Origin of the sequence: Salegentibacter sp. T436, assembly GCF_001932675.1 — a bacterium.
GTDB classification, from domain to species: Bacteria; Bacteroidota; Bacteroidia; order Flavobacteriales; family Flavobacteriaceae; genus Salegentibacter; species Salegentibacter agarivorans.
On the sequence record NZ_CP012872.1, the window covers coordinates 1626768 to 1643513 of the forward strand.

Consider the following 16746-nt stretch of genomic DNA (forward strand, 5'->3'; position numbering starts at 1 on the left):
TTTCGCCCACTATATTTCGATAAAATAACAACTACAAATGGCAGTATTAAATAAAATCAGACAACGTTCTGTTTTCTTAATCATCATCATTGCATTGGCACTTTTTTCTTTTGTGCTTGCAGATGTGATTCGTAACGGCGGTTTTTCTTCGCAAAAAGACCAGAATACCATCGCAACTATTAATGATGAAGAGGTGAGTAGGGAAGATTTTGCCCGGCAGGTAGAAGCTTACCAGCGTAACATGGGCTCCAATGCTAGCACTGCCCAGGCAGTAAACCAGGTTTGGGAACAAACCCTTCGTGAAACCATTCTTAAAGAAGAAATGGAAAAGCTTGGTATAAGAGCCGGTAAAGCTCAAATTAGAGAAGTAATGCGTATGCAAATGGGGAATAATCCTGCTTTTAGAAACGAAGCCGGGATGTTTGATGAGAACCGTGTACGTGAATATATTGCCAGCATTAGATCTACTCAGCCTCAAGCTTACGAGCAGTGGTTGCAAATGGAGAGCAATATGGGCGATATGGCCCGCCAGAATATGTATTTCTCTATGGTAACTGCAGGAATTGGTGCAACACTTACCGAGGCCGAGCAAGCTTATCGATTTGAGAATAACAGCGTAGACCTTCGCTTTGTACAATTGCCTTATTCTTCTATTCCAGATGAGGAAGTTGAGGTAAATAAAGATGAAATTAGAAATTATATAAAAGAAAATCCGTCACAATTTGAAACCGAAGCTTCAAGAAATATTAGATATGTTTATTTTGAAGAAAAAGCTTCAAATGAAGATGTGCAGGAAGCTGAAGATGCTTTAACTTCTTTACTGGACAGCCGTGTAGAATATAATGCGGTAACCAGCAGTAACGATACACTTCCAGGTTTCAATAATACTCAGGATTACGAAGATTTCGTAGAATCAAATTCAGACCTTCCTTACCAGGACAGGTTTATGTTTAAAAACGAATTACCTTCAGAATTTGCCGATGAGCTTTTTAATTTAGAAGAAGGAGAAACTTTTGGACCATATCAGCATAATGGATATTTCAAAATTTCAAAATTAGTTGAAACAAAGCAAATTCCAGATTCAACAAAAGCAAGTCATATTCTTGTAGCTTACCAGGGGCAACAGTTTGCTCCAGATGTTACCAGGAGTAAAGAAGAAGCTGAAGCTTTAGCCGATAGTCTTGTAAATGTGATAAGAGGAAACAAAGAAAAGTTTGCTGAGCTGGCTGCTGAATTCTCTTCAGACCGTTCGAATAGCGAAGACGGAGGAGATCTTGGATATTTTGGTCCTGGAACTATGGTGCCAGAATTTGACAGCTATGTATTTGAAAATAATGCTGGAGATGTTGGTGTTGTAGAAACCGATTTTGGTTACCACGTTATTCATATTGAAGAGCAAACCGAAAGAGAAAAAGCAGTAAAAATTGCGACTATCGCGAGAGAGTTAGAGGCTTCAGAACGTTCCAGAAACAACCTGTTCAACGAAACTACTAAGTTTGAAATCGCGGCAGGTGAAGGAGATTTCACAGAAGTTGCTAAAGAGGGCAATTATAACGTGAGAACCGTTAATAATGTGAAAGCCCTGGATGAAAACATTCCTGGTGTAGGAAACCAAAGAAGAATTGTGCAATGGGCTTTTGAAGATGATGCAAGCGTTGGAGACATAAGACGTTTTGATATTCCTTCAGGATATGTTGTGGCGCAACTTACTGCTAAGAATAAAGAAGGATTGATGACGGCTGAAAACGCTTCGTCTAAAGTAATTCCTATTCTTACTAAGCAAAAGAAAGCTGAAATCCTTAAAGAGAAAATTAATAGCAAGGATCTTCAGGAAATTGCTTCTACCAACAATACTATGGTACAAACGGCCAATGCTGTAAACCTTTCAAGCCCAACTTTACCGGGAGCAGGAAGAGAGCCTGAAGTTGTAGGTTCGGTTTTCGCTTTAGAGCCCGGATCTGTAAGTAATCCAATTGCCGGAGAAAAAGGAGTTTATGTAGTAGAGCTTGAAAGTAAAAATGAAGCTCCTGCTATGAATTCTTACCGCGGAATTGCCGAACAGGAAACTACCAGCAGAAGACAAAACGCGTCCCAAAGACTTTTTGAGGCCTTGCGTAAAAAAGCAGATATTGAAGATAATAGAGCTAGATTCTATTAGTAGAATAAGCCATTAAATATAAAGCCCTGGTAAATTTTACCGGGGCTTTTTTATGTATAATTGTTTTTGAACAAATTTCCCGAAGAAAATTCGAGAGTTTAAGGTCTTTTAAAGTCGGTTTTTACAGAACAATATCTTCAAAAGCGAAAATAGTAGAGAAACCTTTATGGTTGAAATATTTAAAAACTTCTTCTCTTTTACCGGTAACCATTACAAAGTCCCCGCCCCATCCACCAAGGCTTTTAACAACTCCCAGGAAATCTGGAAAGCGCTCCTGTTTTACTTTTGGAGTTTGCAAAGCTTTTGAAAGTAATGTCTCGTGAATATTAATTAAAAGATCAAATTCGGTAAGACTGCTGCAGTTTATAAATTGCTCGGTAAGCGAGGAAATTTTTTCTGTAAGTCCGGTTTTATTTGCTTCGGGTAGCGCTTTATAATGTGCGATAGCCTCGCGGCTATTTTTTTTCTCATTTAAGTAAACAAAAAAAATATTTTCTGCAAATTCAGGATAAAAATTAGCCTTTAAAACCGAAGGGCCATTTTCAGTAATTTGATAAGTTACCGGTTGATTGTTTTGCGCCGCAGCGATATCATACCCACTGCCTCCAAAAGTGTTTTTAAGCAGCTTGTAGGCATCGATTTCAAACCAGGAAGCAATGTTGTTAATTAAAGTTGAAGACGTCCCTAAACCCCAGTTTCTATTAAAATTCAATCGGGTGGTAATCTCAATCCCTATTTTTTCTTCTGAAAATATTTTAGGGTTTAATTGGTGTGCAACATTCAGTATTTGTACAAGTTTCTTTCCGATATTTTCTTCGCCCTGAATTAGTTCAATTTCTCCATTTTTAAAACCAAACTCGCCCTGAAACCAGAGTTTTTCGTTTTCATCAAAACTATTCCATTCAATATTCTTGCCTTCAGAAGTTTTTACTTCCAGCGACTGACCAAATTTTGTGGGTATGGCCAGTGCTTTTGCACCGTCCAAAACAGCATATTCTCCTGTGATTAAAAGTTTTCCGTTACTGTAAAACTCTTTCATGAATTTCGTAATTTTTTTAATTCTTCTACCACGCTGCTATGGGTCACCGTATTGTTAGTGAAGTATTGAATAAGGATTTTCTTCTCGGCTTCAGTAGCTTTATGTTGATTTAAAATATTCATTAAATGCATTTTCATATGGCCTTGCTGAATTCCGGTAGTAGTAAGAGAATTAATTGCCGCAAAGTTTTGTGCCAGGCCGGCAACGGCTACAACTTTCATCAATTCCCTGGCGGTAGGCTGCTGTAAAATATCTAAAGCAAGTTTTACTAAGGGATGTAAACTTGTTAATCCGCCAACAGTTCCAAGTGCTAAAGGAATTTCAATCCAGAATTTAAAAATACCATTTTCAATACTGGCGTGAGTTAAACTTGAGTATTTTCCTTTACGTGAGGCATAAGCGTGAATACCGGCTTCTACAGCTCTAAAATCGTTTCCGGTAGCCAAAACTACAGCATCAATCCCATTCATAATTCCTTTATTATGGGTCACCGCACGATAAGGTTCTACTTCGGCAATATTCACGGCCTGTATAAATTTCTTTGCGAAATCTTCGGCGTTTAAATCTTTGTTTTCATTGAGCTCTTCTACCGGGCAGGAAACTTCAGCTCTCACTAAACATTCCGGCACATAGTTAGAAAGAATGCTCATTATAATTTCAATATTCCTTTCTTCCAAAGAAAAATCTTCATATTGCTGAGCTTCATTTTCAAAAACTTCTGCGAATTTTTCCAGGCAGGAATTTATAAAATTCGCTCCCATGGAATCTTTAGTTTCAAACTCGCAATGCAGCTGATGATAATTAGTGATTTCAGCAGTTTTATCTCTCAATTTTATATCTAAAACTCCACCGCCGCGTTTTTCCATATTACGGGTAATAGGTTTTACCGCTTCCAAAAGTTTAGGTTTGGTGGCTTGAAAGAACTGTTTTAGTTTTTCCTTATTTCCAAAGAAATTAAAATGAACCTGGCCTATTTTTTTGGTATCAATTACTTCAGCTTTAAATCCGCCTCGGGTTCTCCAGAATTTAGCGGCTTTACTCGCCGCTGCGATTACCGAGCTTTCTTCAATAGCCATAGGAATTGCGAGCAAATCTCCGTTAATCAGGAAATTAGGCGCCAGGCCAAAAGGCAGGTAGAAATTTGAAAGGGTATTTTCGGTAAATTCGTCGTGAAGTTGTTGTAACCTGGAATCTTCGTTCCAGTATTGTCTAAGAATAGCAACATCTTCGGGGCGGTCTTTCAGGTAGGTTTCAGCCAACCAGTCTATTTTTTCCTTCTTTGTAAGTTTGGAAAATCCGCTGATAGGTTTTATCATTTTCAAGCTAATTTATAGATCGCAAAGATACAATTGTTATTTAAGGGAAGCAGGTTTTAGGTTTTTAGAAAATACGGGGGAATATTTCTTTAACAAATCCTTAGTATTTAACACTCAAATCCTACTTTTTTTGCTGAAAATTTAGTAAACTTGGCAATCAAAATTCATTCTATAAATTTTATGAAGTTCTCCAAAATACTGGTTGGGTTGTTAATAGCGGCAACCTCAACAATTTACGCGCAGGATAAGGAAATTAGCCTCGAAGAAATCTACGACGGCACCTTTAGACAGGAACGTTTACAATCCCTACAATCTTTAGATAATGGTAAAGAATACCTGGTTTTAAATCGCGATCGCGAGGCAAATACCACGAGCATAGATGTGTATTCTTATAAAAGTGGCGAGAAAGTTAGAAGCCTCTTAAATAGTAAAGATCTTAGTGAAATTTCAGGTTTCCAGGGATTTGAGCTTAGTGAAAAGGAAGATAAGATTTTGCTTTCTACCAATATGGAGCAAATTTACCGCCGTTCTTCTCGCGGAATTTATTATATCTATGATGTAGAAGATAAAACGCTTACCAAATTAAGCGATAATAAAGTTCAGGAGCCAACTTTTTCTCCAGATGCTTCTAAAGTAGCTTACGTTTTTGAAAATAATATTTACACTTACGATATCGCTACTGGCGAAGAAACCCAGGTGACTACAGATGGTGAGAAAAACAAGCTGATAAATGGAGTTACCGATTGGGTGTATGAAGAAGAATTTGCTTTTGTAAGAGCTTTCGATTGGAATAAAACCGGAACTCATTTAGCTTACCTTAAGTTTGATGAAACCGAAGTTCCTGAATTTTCAATGGATATTTTTGGGCAGGATCTTTACCCAAGTCAGCAGGTTTTTAAATATCCTAAAGCCGGAGAAACAAATTCTGAAGTATCCCTTTATACTTATGAATTAGCTGCTAAAGAAAGTGAAAAAGTTGAACTTGGAGATTATGAAGATTTTTATATTCCAAGAATTAAATGGACGCAGGATCCTGATATTTTAAGCGTACAGGTTTTAAACAGGCACCAAAATAATCTGGATCTTATTTTCGTAGATGCTGAAGATAATGAAGCTGAAGTGGTGATGAATGAGACTGATGAAGCTTATATAGATATCACTAACAACCTTACTTTTCTTGAAGACAACAGTTTTATTTGGACTAGCGAAAAGGACGGTTGGAACCATATTTATCTGTATGATGAAGATGGTGAGCTAGAAAAACAGGTTACCGAAGGAAACTGGGAAGTAACTGACTATTATGGTTACGATAAAGATTCTAAGAAGATCTTTTATCAAAGTACAGAAAACGGAAGCGTTAATCGCGATGTATATTCTATAAAGATTAACGGTAAAAACAAAACCCGTTTAACTGAAAAAGAAGGAATGAATAGCGGAGATTTTAGCGCAGACTATACCTATTTCATCAATTCTTACACAAGCACCGAAACTCCTTATGAGTTCACCTTACATAATGCGAAAAACGGTAAACTGGTAAGAAAGATTAAAGATAATTCGGCTTTACTGGAAAAAGAAGCCGCTTATAATTTCGCTCCAAAAGAACTAAGCACTATTGAGGTGAATGGTAATGAGCTTAATATGTGGATGATTAAGCCAAACGATTTTGACGAGAATAAAGAATATCCATTATTAATGTTTCAATATTCAGGGCCAGGTTCACAGTCGGTTTCAAATTCTTACTTCGGCACAAACGATTACTGGTATCAGCTACTCGCTAACGAGGGATATATTATAGCAACCGTAGATGGGCGTGGTACAGGATTTAAAGGTGCAGACTTTAAAAAGGTTACTCAAAATGAATTGGGTAAATATGAAGTTGAAGATCAAATTGCCGCTGCCCAAAAACTTGGCGCAAGAGATTATATAGATGAAAACCGAATTGGAATTTGGGGCTGGAGTTATGGAGGTTTTATGTCTTCTAACGCCATTTTAAAAGGAAACGATACTTTCTCTATGGCAATAGCTGTAGCACCGGTAATTAGCTGGAGATTTTACGATACCATCTATACAGAAAGATATATGACTACGCCTCAGGAAAACCCTTCAGGGTATGATGAGAATTCACCTATAAACCACGCAGAAAAATTAAAAGGAGATTATCTTTTAATTCACGGTGGGGGAGACGATAATGTACACCTTCAAAATACCATGAGAATGGTGGAAGCTCTAGTACAGGCTAATAAGCAATTTGACTGGGCTATTTATCCAGATAGAAACCACGGAATTTACGGCGGAAATACAAGGTTACATCTATACACAATGATGACCGATTTTATAAAAGAAAAACTATAATCTAAATGGCAACAGTAACAAACAGAGCGCCTCAAAAAGAACTTTTTGGGCATCCGGTAGGACTTTATATTTTATTTTTCACCGAAATGTGGGAACGCTTTTCCTATTATGGAATGCGTGCTATTCTGGTTTTATATCTAGTAAGTGCCACAACCGGTGGAAACGCAGGTCTTGGATGGACAGGTGGAGAAGCTATTGCCCTTTATGGTTGGTATACTATGCTTGTTTATGTAGCCTCCATTCCCGGGGGAATTATAGCAGATAAACTTCTGGGCCAAAAGAAAACAGTTCTCTGGGGAGGAATAATCCTGGTAGCTGGTCACGGTATTTTGGCTGTAGAAGAAATGTGGGCATTTTATAGCGGACTAGCTTTAATTATTATTGGAGTTGGAATGCTGAAACCAAATATCTCAACAATGGTTGGAGGTTTATATAAACCCGGCGATATAAGAAGAGATAAAGGTTTTACCATCTTTTATATTGGGATTAACCTTGGTGCTTTTCTTTCCAGTTTAATTGTTGGTTATGTTGGTGAAAATATTGGCTGGCACTATGGTTTTGGTCTTGCCGGTATTGCTATGGCATTTGGACTCATAGTTTACTTATGGGGACAAAAATATTTGCTGAATGTTGGAAACCTATTATCTAAGGTTGAACGTAGTGAAGGAGCCTCTCTTAGCAATATGTTTAGTGAACTATTAAAGTCTCCACTACAACTTGCTATTACTTCAATTTTAATGATAGGTTCCATATATGTTCTTATTATGATGTCCGTTCCGTTTGGACTGCTGTATATATTCTTAACACTTGTAATCGCTTTGATGCTTATGGTGTACAAAGATCTTACTACGCAAGTTATGAAAGACAGGTATGTAGTAATGATCTTATCATTTTTACTTGTAGTTGTTTTCTGGGGAGCTTTTGAGCAAGCTGGAGGATTAATGAATATTTACGCGGCCGATAAAACTGATAGAACACTTTCGTTTAGCTTACCACTAATTGGAAATGAAGTGCCAGCCACCTGGTTTCAGTCCTTAAATGCCATGTTTATCATTATTTTTGGAGTAATAGTTGCAAATTTCTGGGCTAAAAGAAAATTGAAGAACAAAGAAGCTTCTTCAATCTTTAAAATGGCTACAGGGGTGATTATTATGGGGCTTGGCTTTCTATTTATGGCCATAGCTGCAAAAGAATATACCGCTTTTGAAAGTAAATCGGCTATGTATTGGTTAGTGCTTGCTTACTTGCTGCATACCATTGGAGAATTATGTTCTTCTCCGGTAGCGCTTTCTTTTATTACTAAGCTGGCACCGGTAAAATATGCCTCTCTTATGATGGGGGTTTATTTTGCTGCTACAGGACTTGGAAATAAAATGGCGGGACTTATTGGTGAATTCTCCCAGGGAGAACCCGCTACCGTTCAATTGAGCACAGAAGGCAGTGATGTAGCTAATAGATTACAATTAAACGATACCATACTTCAAAATAAAAACGACTTTACGTTTAATGGTTTTGTTTACCTGGACAATAATGAGCTTGCGGTAACTAATATGGAAACTAAGGCACCGGTATTGGGGCTTATGAATTTTGAGAATAAAGATCAAAAGTCTGAGATCATAGCAAACCTCAAAGAAGAGGGTGTAACCGCCCAGGATCCCTATCATGTAATGCTTAATTTTAGGCAGGAGGAAGATAAAGTTGGATATTACGGAGATTTTGTGATCGAAGAAGTTCAAACCCAGTTGGAATTCAGAACTTTTATTGGAATTACTATATTCACAACCGTATTTGGACTAATTGTGATTTTTATGTTGAAACCTTTAAAGCGATTAACGCACGGTGCTGAAGACAACGAGCGGGAAATGCTGGAGCAGGAGCAATATGAAATTGCAGACACAGAAAGGGATAAGAAAAATTCTTAAAACAGTATTTGAAACAAAAAACGTTCTTTAATTTTAGGAACGTTTTTTGTTTTACAAACAATCTAAAAGCGATACATGATTAGAATAATTACCATATTTTTTCTGTTTATAGGAATTAATAGTCAAGCTCAGGAGATTAACTGGATGAGTATGAACGAGGCACTGGCAGCACAGGAAAAAGAACCAAAAAAGATATTTATGGATGCCTATACCGTATGGTGCGGCCCCTGTAAAATGTTAGATAAAAATACATTTACCAATTACGATGTAATCGAGTTTGTAAATGAAAATTATTACCCGGTAAAGTTTAATGCTGAAGGGCCTGAGGAAATTGATTTTAAAGGTCAGCTATTTAAAAATCCGCAATACGATCCTGAAAAGAAGACAAGAAGAAATTCTCCTCATCAATTGGCAAGGGCTTTAAAGATTACCGGCTATCCAAGCCTTGTTTTCTTTGATGAAGAAGCCAATTTAATTGCTCCTATTCCAGGGTATAGAACTCCACAACAGTTGGAGCTTTATTTAAAACTCTTTGCGGAAGATGAATATAAAAAAATGACTTCAAAAGAAGCTTTTGCAGATTACCAGGAGAATTTTGAAGGTTCTTTTGAGTAAAATATTTCGCTTCCGAGACTTTCACATCGTTTTAAGTCTCGATTACCGAGTAAAATTTAAGTGTTAGTTGATAGTGGGCCTTATGGTTCAGTAGAGATGCGAAAAGCCCCGTTTTTACCTGTATGGTGAAAACGGGTTTTTTGTTTTTTGGCGGTTTCTACCCAACGGGATACATAACTATGGTAGTTGCTTCCGTCGGCAACAATTATTTTTGGATTTAAACATCCAATTAGCCGTTCTAAATTGATTTTAGGAGAATTCCGAAGTAACACCAGGTCAGGCTTAAAATTGTTTAACTTGTAAACTCTAGTGCTATCGACAATTAAAACCATAGTTTCAGAAAATGCTAAAATATTCTGGATTTGCTTTTCTTCAATTTGATTGATATTCCGTCCGGTTTTATAATCTTTTAAACGGATTTTCCTCTTGAATTTCATTAGCTAAATTATGATATAAAATTAGCTTTTTATCTTTTTGAATACCTATCATAGTTTTTCTCGGCTTATGAAATACTATACTTTCTGAAGTTGAATTCTGCATTTTGCTATAGAGCATGCTGTTTTGAAATATTAGAATTCCGCAGAGAAAGAAAACAAGATTTCTGAAGCTTTTTTGATAGAGTAAAAGAATAAAAGAGATAATCAATAAATAGGCACTGAGGTTTTGCCAAATATTAAAGTGAATATCGGTAAACACAAACTCTTCTTTTCCCGCCACCCAGGATATAAATTGATTCATTAAACTGATGAGTTTTCCATAAGTTTCAGCGATAAAATTTGGCAGTAAATTCAGTAAAGAAAGTAGAATTACCAAAATGCTCAGTCCTAAAATAATTCCCAGTACCGGTAGCACAACCAAATTGGAAAGGAAAAATAAGCCCGGAAACTGATGAAAATAAAATAAACTTAAAGGTAAAACTCCAATTTGCGCTGCTATACTCACGCTTAATAATCCCCAGAAGTACTTTGTGATTTTAAATTTTGGTTGCCAGAGCTTAAATAATTTAGGCTGAATGGTAACAATTGCAAAAACCGCAAGATAACTCAGTTGAAAACCCACCTGAAATATGAAATAGGGATTTACAAGCAGTAAAATAAACAGCGAAATAAATAAACTGTTTAAAACACTGGTTTTTCGCCGCATTTGCATCCCGATAGCGATAAAAGAAAACATCGTTACGGCTCGAACCACTGATGGCGAAAGCCCGGCCAAAATTGCAAAGCCCCACATCAATATTATTAAAAGAATGGTTTTGAATATTAATCCGTTTTTGAAGTAATTGAAGGGTTTAAAAAGCCAGTTTAAAATGAGTAAAATAATCCCCACGTGAAGTCCCGAAACCGCTAGATTGTGAATGGCACCCGCGGCGGCATATTCTTCGTAGATTTCCTTTGAAATATCCTGTCTTTGCCCCAGCAATAAAGCCTGTATTATTGCAAGCTCATTTTTTTCTATTTTGGTTTCAGGGAGTTTTTTAATAATTTTTTCTCTCAATTTCGAGGCATAACTAACCGCAGATTCTTCCTTTTCGTTTATAATCTTTATTTCAGAATCGCCAACTTGTAACTGCTTTTCTACCCGTTGTTTCTGCATATAGTTTCGGTAATTGAAGCGATATGGATTTAGCGGTTCGGCAATATTTTTTAGTTTATAAGGAACAAGTAGTATCATTCCCGGGACCAATTCTTTATTTATTGAATCTTTTGAAATACTCAATAGAATCTTTCCTTTTACTGCCCTTGAATTTTCTGTAGAAAAAATCTTTTCAACTTCAGCGAGATAGGGTTCGTTGTAAAGGTTTGGTTTAAGACTTTCGGTAATGCGAATTTGCATTATTCCAGCTTCAGAATCTTCAAGATGTATATAATGATTTGCCTGGTTATTGGGCTGGTGAAGAAAAGCTGTTGCAACTCCCAGGGTGAAAATTAAACTCCAGGTAATTATTCCGAAGAAAACATCATCAAATATTTGTTTACGTGCCCTTACAAAACCTGCAATGAAAAGAAGAAATAAACAACCAAAAAATGTAAAAAAAGCAGTGCCGGGAATTTTAAATGAAAATCCGGTGATTATTCCCAGGAATAGGAATAGAGAAAGTTTAATTATGGTGAAATTCAAAAATTGCATCCCTATTGTTTTTTGTAGGGCGGCAGTTACTTTTGAAGATACTAAAAATTATAAAATTCGGCGAGCCATTACAAAAGTATCATTCCAATAAGGTTCTGAAAGTGAAGAAATAATAACTCCGCGAGAGGTGGAGGAGTGGATAAAATAAATATTGTCCCGTTCCTTTTCTACTACTAAACCAACGTGGTTAATTACTTTTCTGTTTTTGTTGGTTTCAAAAAACAATAAATCGCCGGGGGTTACCTCTTTTATATAAAGCCGTTCGCCTTCTAAAGACATGGCGCGGGAAGTTCTGGGAACAGCGATATCTTCTTCTAAAAACGCTGTAAATATGAGTCCGGAGCAATCCATTCCTCGTTTGGTAGTGCCGCCATACTTATAGCGCGTGCCTTCAAAACTTTTGGCTTTAGATATGATGTTATAAACTTTTTTGTTTGCAGGTTCAATTTCAGTATTTCTTGAATCAGAAACTCTTTCAGAACGATTATCATCACTTTTAGTGGTAATAATCTTGGAGCGTGAGCTTCCGCAGGAAATAAGGCTTAGGATAAAAAAGCCTAAAAAAAGTGACTTAAAAACTTTCTGCATAGTTCAATTTTTAATCGCTTCTACAATAAGTTGAGCTGTTTTCTCGCTGGCGCCTTTTCCGCCCAGTTTTCTCTCCAGTTCAAAATAATCTTTAAAGATTCTCTTACGATTTTCTTCGTCCAGTATTTTCTTAAACTCTTTTTTTAGCGTTTTCGTATTAAAATCGTCCTGAATTAATTCTTTTACAACCTCCCGTTTCATAATAAGATTTACCAAAGAAATATAATCAAGGTTTACTATTCGGCGAGCAATTTGGTAAGAAATATAGTTGCCTTTATAGCAAACCACTTCAGGAATTTTAAATAATGCGGTTTCTAAGGTTGCCGTGCCCGAGGTTACCATAGCAGCGTGCGAGAGGCTAAGTATATCGTAAGTTCTGTTCATTATTAATTTTATATTTTTTTGCTTAATAAAGGGAGCGTAGAACTCTGCATCCTGGCTGGGAGCACCGGCAATTACAAATTGATATTCAGGGAAATTTGGGGTAATACTTAACATAACCTCCAGCATTTTTGAAATTTCCTGTTTTCGGCTTCCGGGTAATACTGCAATTATTGGCCTATCGTCTAATTGATATTCTTCTTTTACTGCCTTTACATCGGGAAGATCTTTTTGGCCAATGGCATCAATAAGCGGGTGGCCTACAAAATGAACGGGGAAATTATGTTTTTCTTCATAAAATTCTTTTTCAAAAGGCAGGATTACGTACATATAATCTATATCGCGCTTTATTGCCTGAATTCGGTTTTCTTTCCAGGCCCAAATTTGCGGAGAAATGTAGAAATGTGTCTGGTAACCCTCCTTTTTTGCCCATTTAGCAATTCTTAAATTGAAGCCGGGATAATCTATAAAAATAATGGCGTCTGGATTAAAAGCGCTAATATCTTTTTTGCAAAACGAAATATTACTTAAAATGGTTTTTAAGTTAAAAAGTACTTCGGCAAAACCCATAAAAGCAAGTTCCCGATAATGTTTTACCAGTTCACCTCCCTGCGCCTGCATAAGATCACCACCCCAAAACCTAAATTCAGCTTCGGGATCGGTTTGTTTTAACGCGCGCATTAGATTAGAAGCGTGAAGATCTCCAGAAGCTTCTCCTGCTATTATGTAATATTTCATATTTATAAAATTTATCCCAGTTTTGGCATTGAACACAAACTTATAATTATTACCAATTTTCGGGTTCAGTAGCAGCTGATTTCATTTAAACTATTTTTGAAATGAAAATAGTAATTGCTGCAATAATACTAGCCAAAAGTACACCTCTTGCGTGATAAATTTGTTTTTTTCTAAGGAAGACGAAAAAGGGTAGAAAATTTAAAATAGCTCCCAGAGCAATGAGCTTGCCAATATAACCTTCAGCAATTGCATCGTCTAGCGTTTCGTCTATTCCCATTTCTGAAAAAAGTAGGATATAAAGAAAAATGCCACCAATATTGGCAGAAATTCCGGTTAAGAATCCTATAAAAATATTTTGCTTAATCATTAAGTTCCCAATTATTTAAATCGTCTAAAAAGTGATGGGCCGTGAGATCAAATTGTACGGGAACTACCGATACATACCCTTTTTCAAGCGCCCATTCATCGGTGTCTTCGCCTTTATCTTTATTCACAAATTTCCCCGTAAGCCAGTAATATTCACGTCCCTGCGGATTGGTTCTTTTATCAAATTCTTCTTCCCATTGTGCGTTGGCCTGCCGGCAAACTTTCATTCCTTTAATTTCTGAAGCGGGAAGTTTTGGAATATTTACATTTAAAACTACCCCTTTTGGAAGTCCGTTTTTAATAACATTTCTGGTAATGGCTTTTACATATTTCCTGGCAGGTTCAAAATCGGCATTTAACGAGTAATCTAATAATGAAAATCCAATAGCGGGAATTCCTTCTACACCAGCTTCTACAGCAGCACTCATAGTCCCCGAATAAATTACGTTTATAGAAGAATTTGAACCATGGTTAATTCCGCTTACACAAAGATCTGGTTTCCTGTGCAAGATTTCCTGGGTAGCAATTTTCACACAGTCTGCGGGAGTGCCCGAGCAGCTGTATTCTTTATGCTTATAATTTTCCTTAATAGTAACCTGTTCGCAAAATAAAGTATCGCTAATGGTTATAGCGTGTCCCATTCCGCTTTGTGGGCTATCTGGTGCCACTACTACTACATCACCCAGTTCTTTCATTACCTCAATTAAAGTCCTTATTCCGGGAGCGGTAATACCATCGTCATTAGTAACCAGTATTAATGGTTTTTTCTTTGTCATAGCCTATTTTTTATAGGAGCTAAAATAGTAATTTCAAGAAGAAACCTTATCTTAGTAGTTTAACAAATTATTATTACCTGTTAGCTTTATTGGCACAATTTTTAATGTATTTTGGGGAGCTGTTAATGATGAAATTTATGTTATTTATGAAAAAGAATTTTAAAATCCTGGTGGTAGTGCTTTTAATGGCTGCTACTTCCTGTAGTTTTACTACTAAAAAATTCGACGATCCTAATAAAGACAAACTTCTTATAGATCTTATTACCTATGTGCTTAATGAAGGGCACTATGATGCAAGAGAGATTAATGATGAATTTTCTGAAGGGGTTTACGATAAGTACCTTGGTGGCCTGGATGGTTCTAAGCGCTTCTTCTATGCCAGTGATGTTGAAGAGTTTAATGAATACAGGGATAAAATAGACGACCAGATTAAGAAAAAGGAAATTGGCTTTTTTGATCTTACTTATAATAGACTTCAAAAACGGTCTGAAGAGGCACGAAAAATCTACAAAGAAATCCTTGAAAAACCTTTCGATTTTTCTGAAGCTGAAGATATAAATACAGACTTTTCTGAAGCTGAGTATGTATCTTCAAAAAAAGAACTAAAGGAGCGTTGGAGAAAACAACTTAAATTTTCTACTCTTATCACTTATCACGATAAAGTTGAGGAAGATGAAATGAAAAAAGAAGAAGACTCTGAATATGAAATGAAATCTAAAGAAGAACTTGAAAAAGAAGCCAGGGAGGTGACTTTAAGTTCTTTAGACGAATATTACGATTTCACAGATGATTTGGAGCGTAAAGATTACTTTTCAGTTTATTTAAATGCTATTGTAGAATCTTTTGATCCTCATACACTATATTTCGCACCACAGGATAAGGACAGGTTTGATATTGCAATGTCTGGAAAACTGGAAGGAATTGGCGCCCGTCTTCAAAAGAAAAGCGACAATATTACCGTAACCGAAGTTATATCTGGTGGTCCTGCCTGGAGAAGTGAAGAACTTTCTGAAGGAGATGAGATATTAAAAGTACAGCAGGAAGATGAAGAAGACCCTGTGAGTATTGTAGGAATGCGCCTGGAAGATGCGGTGGATCTGATTAAAGGCCCAAAAGATTCTAAAGTTACCCTAACAGTTCGTAAAAAGTTAATGGGTAATATTGAAGAAATCACTTTAACGCGTGACATTGTTGAAATTGAAGAAACCTATGCTAAAACTGCTATGGTTGAGCAGGAAGGGAAGAATTTTGGGATAATAAATTTGCCGAAATTCTACTTTAATATGGAAGATTATGAAGAGCGAAATGCTGCTTCAGATATCAAAAAGGATATCATTCGTTTAAAAGAAAAAAATATGGACGGCCTTGTGCTGGACCTTAGAAATAACGGTGGAGGCTCTTTAAAAACAGTAGTAGATATTGCCGGACTTTTTATTGAAGAAGGGCCAATTGTTCAGGTTAAATCTAACGGACAGAGAAAAGATGTACTTTCAGATGAAGATCCGTCTGTACTGTGGGATGGTCCTTTAGTTATTCTTGTAAACGAACTTTCAGCTTCGGCTTCAGAAATTCTGGCGGCTGCAATGCAAGACTATAAGCGTGCAATTATTATAGGAAGTAAACAAACCTATGGTAAGGGAACCGTACAAAATGTGATAGATCTTAACCGTTGGTTAAGAAGTAATGAATTTGGAGATGTTGGTGCACTTAAACTTACTACTCAAAAGTTTTATAGAGTTAATGGTGGTTCTACCCAGTTAGAAGGGGTGAAAAGTGATGTGGTGGTGCCAGATCGTTATAGTTTTGTAGATATTGGCGAGAAAGACCAGGATAATCCATTACCGTGGGATAAAATAGATCCTGCTAAATATGAAGTTTGGGATGGTTATGTAGATTTTGAAAAAACTATTGCAAACAGTAAAGACCGAATGAACGCTAATGAGCAGTTAAAGCGTATTGAACAACATGCTAAATGGATTAAAGACCAAAGTGAAAATAGTGCACATTCCCTTAATTTTGAAGAATACGCTGCAACCGCTGAAAGAAATCAGGAAATGGCAAAAAGCTTTGATTCTATAAATGATTATAAAACCAATCTGACATTTACTTCTTTACCCTATGAAGAAAAGATGTTTGAAAACGATACTATTCTAAAAGAAAAGAGAGATCGTTGGCATAAGAATTTAAGTAGGGATGTTTACGTTGAAGAAGCAATTCACGTACTATCTGATATGCGAAAAAATAATATTAGAGAAGATAAATTAGCGAAAGTAAGAGACTAGTTTTCTTCTAAAAAGGTAAAAGCGCTTCAGCAATGAGGCGCTTTTTTTATGCGATAATTAATTGACTGAAGAAATCTGAGTAAGCT

13 protein-coding genes are annotated in these 16746 nt (G+C 36.5%); 5 read left to right on the forward strand and 8 right to left on the reverse strand.

Annotated elements, in window-relative coordinates:
• Positions 1 to 37: 37 nt before the first annotated feature.
• Positions 38 to 2158: a peptidylprolyl isomerase gene (locus AO058_RS07240; RefSeq protein WP_075325842.1), complete on the forward strand. Its 2121-nt coding sequence runs from the start codon at positions 38 to 40 to the stop codon at positions 2156 to 2158.
• A gap of 121 nt (positions 2159 to 2279) precedes the next feature.
• On the opposite strand, the gene AO058_RS07245 is transcribed toward AO058_RS07240, so the two are convergent.
• Complete coding sequence (locus AO058_RS07245) at positions 2280 to 3197, reverse strand: GYDIA family GHMP kinase (RefSeq protein ID WP_075325843.1); 918 nt, start codon at positions 3195 to 3197, stop codon at positions 2280 to 2282.
• A complete protein-coding gene (locus AO058_RS07250; protein ID WP_075325844.1) occupies positions 3194 to 4513 on the reverse strand; it encodes a hydroxymethylglutaryl-CoA reductase, degradative in 1320 nt (439 codons plus the stop codon). The genes AO058_RS07245 and AO058_RS07250 overlap by 4 nt, the downstream gene beginning before the upstream one ends.
• A gap of 180 nt (positions 4514 to 4693) precedes the next feature.
• Here AO058_RS07250 and AO058_RS07255 point away from each other — a divergent pair, with 180 nt between their 5' ends.
• The 3 genes from AO058_RS07255 to AO058_RS07265 all read left to right on the forward strand — a co-directional run bounded on the left by AO058_RS07255 (position 4694) and on the right by AO058_RS07265 (position 9402).
• Positions 4694 to 6865 (forward strand): S9 family peptidase, encoded by a 2172-nt coding sequence (locus tag AO058_RS07255; protein ID WP_075325845.1) that lies wholly within the window; start codon positions 4694 to 4696, stop codon positions 6863 to 6865.
• A gap of 5 nt (positions 6866 to 6870) precedes the next feature.
• The gene (locus AO058_RS07260; protein ID WP_075325846.1) at positions 6871 to 8787 is read left to right on the forward strand and encodes a peptide MFS transporter; all 1917 of its coding nucleotides are present in this window, start codon (positions 6871 to 6873) and stop codon (positions 8785 to 8787) included.
• 75 nt (positions 8788 to 8862) lie between these two features.
• Positions 8863 to 9402, forward strand: coding sequence for a thioredoxin family protein (locus AO058_RS07265; protein WP_075325847.1), 540 nt, complete (start codon positions 8863 to 8865; stop codon positions 9400 to 9402).
• A gap of 80 nt (positions 9403 to 9482) precedes the next feature.
• Here AO058_RS07265 and AO058_RS18220 read toward each other — a convergent pair whose 3' ends face one another.
• The 6 genes from AO058_RS18220 to surE form a co-directional block, all read right to left on the reverse strand.
• Positions 9483 to 9839, reverse strand: a complete 357-nt coding sequence (locus tag AO058_RS18220) for a hypothetical protein (protein ID WP_083634142.1) — start codon at positions 9837 to 9839, stop codon at positions 9483 to 9485.
• A complete protein-coding gene (locus AO058_RS07270) occupies positions 9802 to 11529 on the reverse strand; it encodes a ComEC/Rec2 family competence protein (RefSeq protein WP_083634143.1) in 1728 nt (575 codons plus the stop codon). Before AO058_RS07270 ends, AO058_RS18220 begins: the two co-directional genes overlap by 38 nt.
• Positions 11530 to 11577: 48 nt before the next feature.
• A complete protein-coding gene (locus tag AO058_RS07275) occupies positions 11578 to 12117 on the reverse strand; it encodes a C40 family peptidase (protein ID WP_075325848.1) in 540 nt (179 codons plus the stop codon).
• 3 nt (positions 12118 to 12120) lie between these two features.
• Positions 12121 to 13236: a lipid-A-disaccharide synthase gene (gene lpxB / locus AO058_RS07280; protein WP_075325849.1), complete on the reverse strand. Its 1116-nt coding sequence runs from the start codon at positions 13234 to 13236 to the stop codon at positions 12121 to 12123.
• Positions 13237 to 13321: 85 nt separating this feature from the next.
• Positions 13322 to 13603 (reverse strand): hypothetical protein, encoded by a 282-nt coding sequence (locus tag AO058_RS07285; RefSeq protein ID WP_075325850.1) that lies wholly within the window; start codon positions 13601 to 13603, stop codon positions 13322 to 13324.
• Positions 13596 to 14378 (reverse strand): 5'/3'-nucleotidase SurE, encoded by a 783-nt coding sequence (gene surE / locus AO058_RS07290; RefSeq protein WP_075325851.1) that lies wholly within the window; start codon positions 14376 to 14378, stop codon positions 13596 to 13598. Before surE ends, AO058_RS07285 begins: the two co-directional genes overlap by 8 nt.
• A 146-nt stretch (positions 14379 to 14524) precedes the next feature.
• Here surE and AO058_RS07295 point away from each other — a divergent pair, with 146 nt between their 5' ends.
• Positions 14525 to 16660: a carboxy terminal-processing peptidase gene (locus AO058_RS07295; protein ID WP_075327904.1), complete on the forward strand. Its 2136-nt coding sequence runs from the start codon at positions 14525 to 14527 to the stop codon at positions 16658 to 16660.
• Positions 16661 to 16746: the final 86 nt, after the last annotated feature.

What these genes read in the sequence shown, in the direction of transcription:
- AO058_RS07240 (WP_075325842.1), top strand. Translation starts at nt 38, where the DNA reads ATGGCAGTATTAAATAAAATCAGACAACGTTCTGTTTTCTTAATCATC.
- AO058_RS07245 (WP_075325843.1), bottom strand. Translation starts at nt 3,197, where the DNA reads ATGAAAGAGTTTTACAGTAACGGAAAACTTTTAATCACAGGAGAATAT.
- AO058_RS07250 (WP_075325844.1), bottom strand. Translation starts at nt 4,513, where the DNA reads ATGATAAAACCTATCAGCGGATTTTCCAAACTTACAAAGAAGGAAAAA.
- AO058_RS07255 (WP_075325845.1), top strand. Translation starts at nt 4,694, where the DNA reads ATGAAGTTCTCCAAAATACTGGTTGGGTTGTTAATAGCGGCAACCTCA.
- AO058_RS07260 (WP_075325846.1), top strand. Translation starts at nt 6,871, where the DNA reads ATGGCAACAGTAACAAACAGAGCGCCTCAAAAAGAACTTTTTGGGCAT.
- AO058_RS07265 (WP_075325847.1), top strand. Translation starts at nt 8,863, where the DNA reads ATGATTAGAATAATTACCATATTTTTTCTGTTTATAGGAATTAATAGT.
- AO058_RS18220 (WP_083634142.1), bottom strand. Translation starts at nt 9,839, where the DNA reads ATGAAATTCAAGAGGAAAATCCGTTTAAAAGATTATAAAACCGGACGG.
- AO058_RS07270 (WP_083634143.1), bottom strand. Translation starts at nt 11,529, where the DNA reads ATGCAATTTTTGAATTTCACCATAATTAAACTTTCTCTATTCCTATTC.
- AO058_RS07275 (WP_075325848.1), bottom strand. Translation starts at nt 12,117, where the DNA reads ATGCAGAAAGTTTTTAAGTCACTTTTTTTAGGCTTTTTTATCCTAAGC.
- lpxB (WP_075325849.1), bottom strand. Translation starts at nt 13,236, where the DNA reads ATGAAATATTACATAATAGCAGGAGAAGCTTCTGGAGATCTTCACGCT.
- AO058_RS07285 (WP_075325850.1), bottom strand. Translation starts at nt 13,603, where the DNA reads ATGATTAAGCAAAATATTTTTATAGGATTCTTAACCGGAATTTCTGCC.
- surE (WP_075325851.1), bottom strand. Translation starts at nt 14,378, where the DNA reads ATGACAAAGAAAAAACCATTAATACTGGTTACTAATGACGATGGTATT.
- AO058_RS07295 (WP_075327904.1), top strand. Translation starts at nt 14,525, where the DNA reads ATGAAAAAGAATTTTAAAATCCTGGTGGTAGTGCTTTTAATGGCTGCT.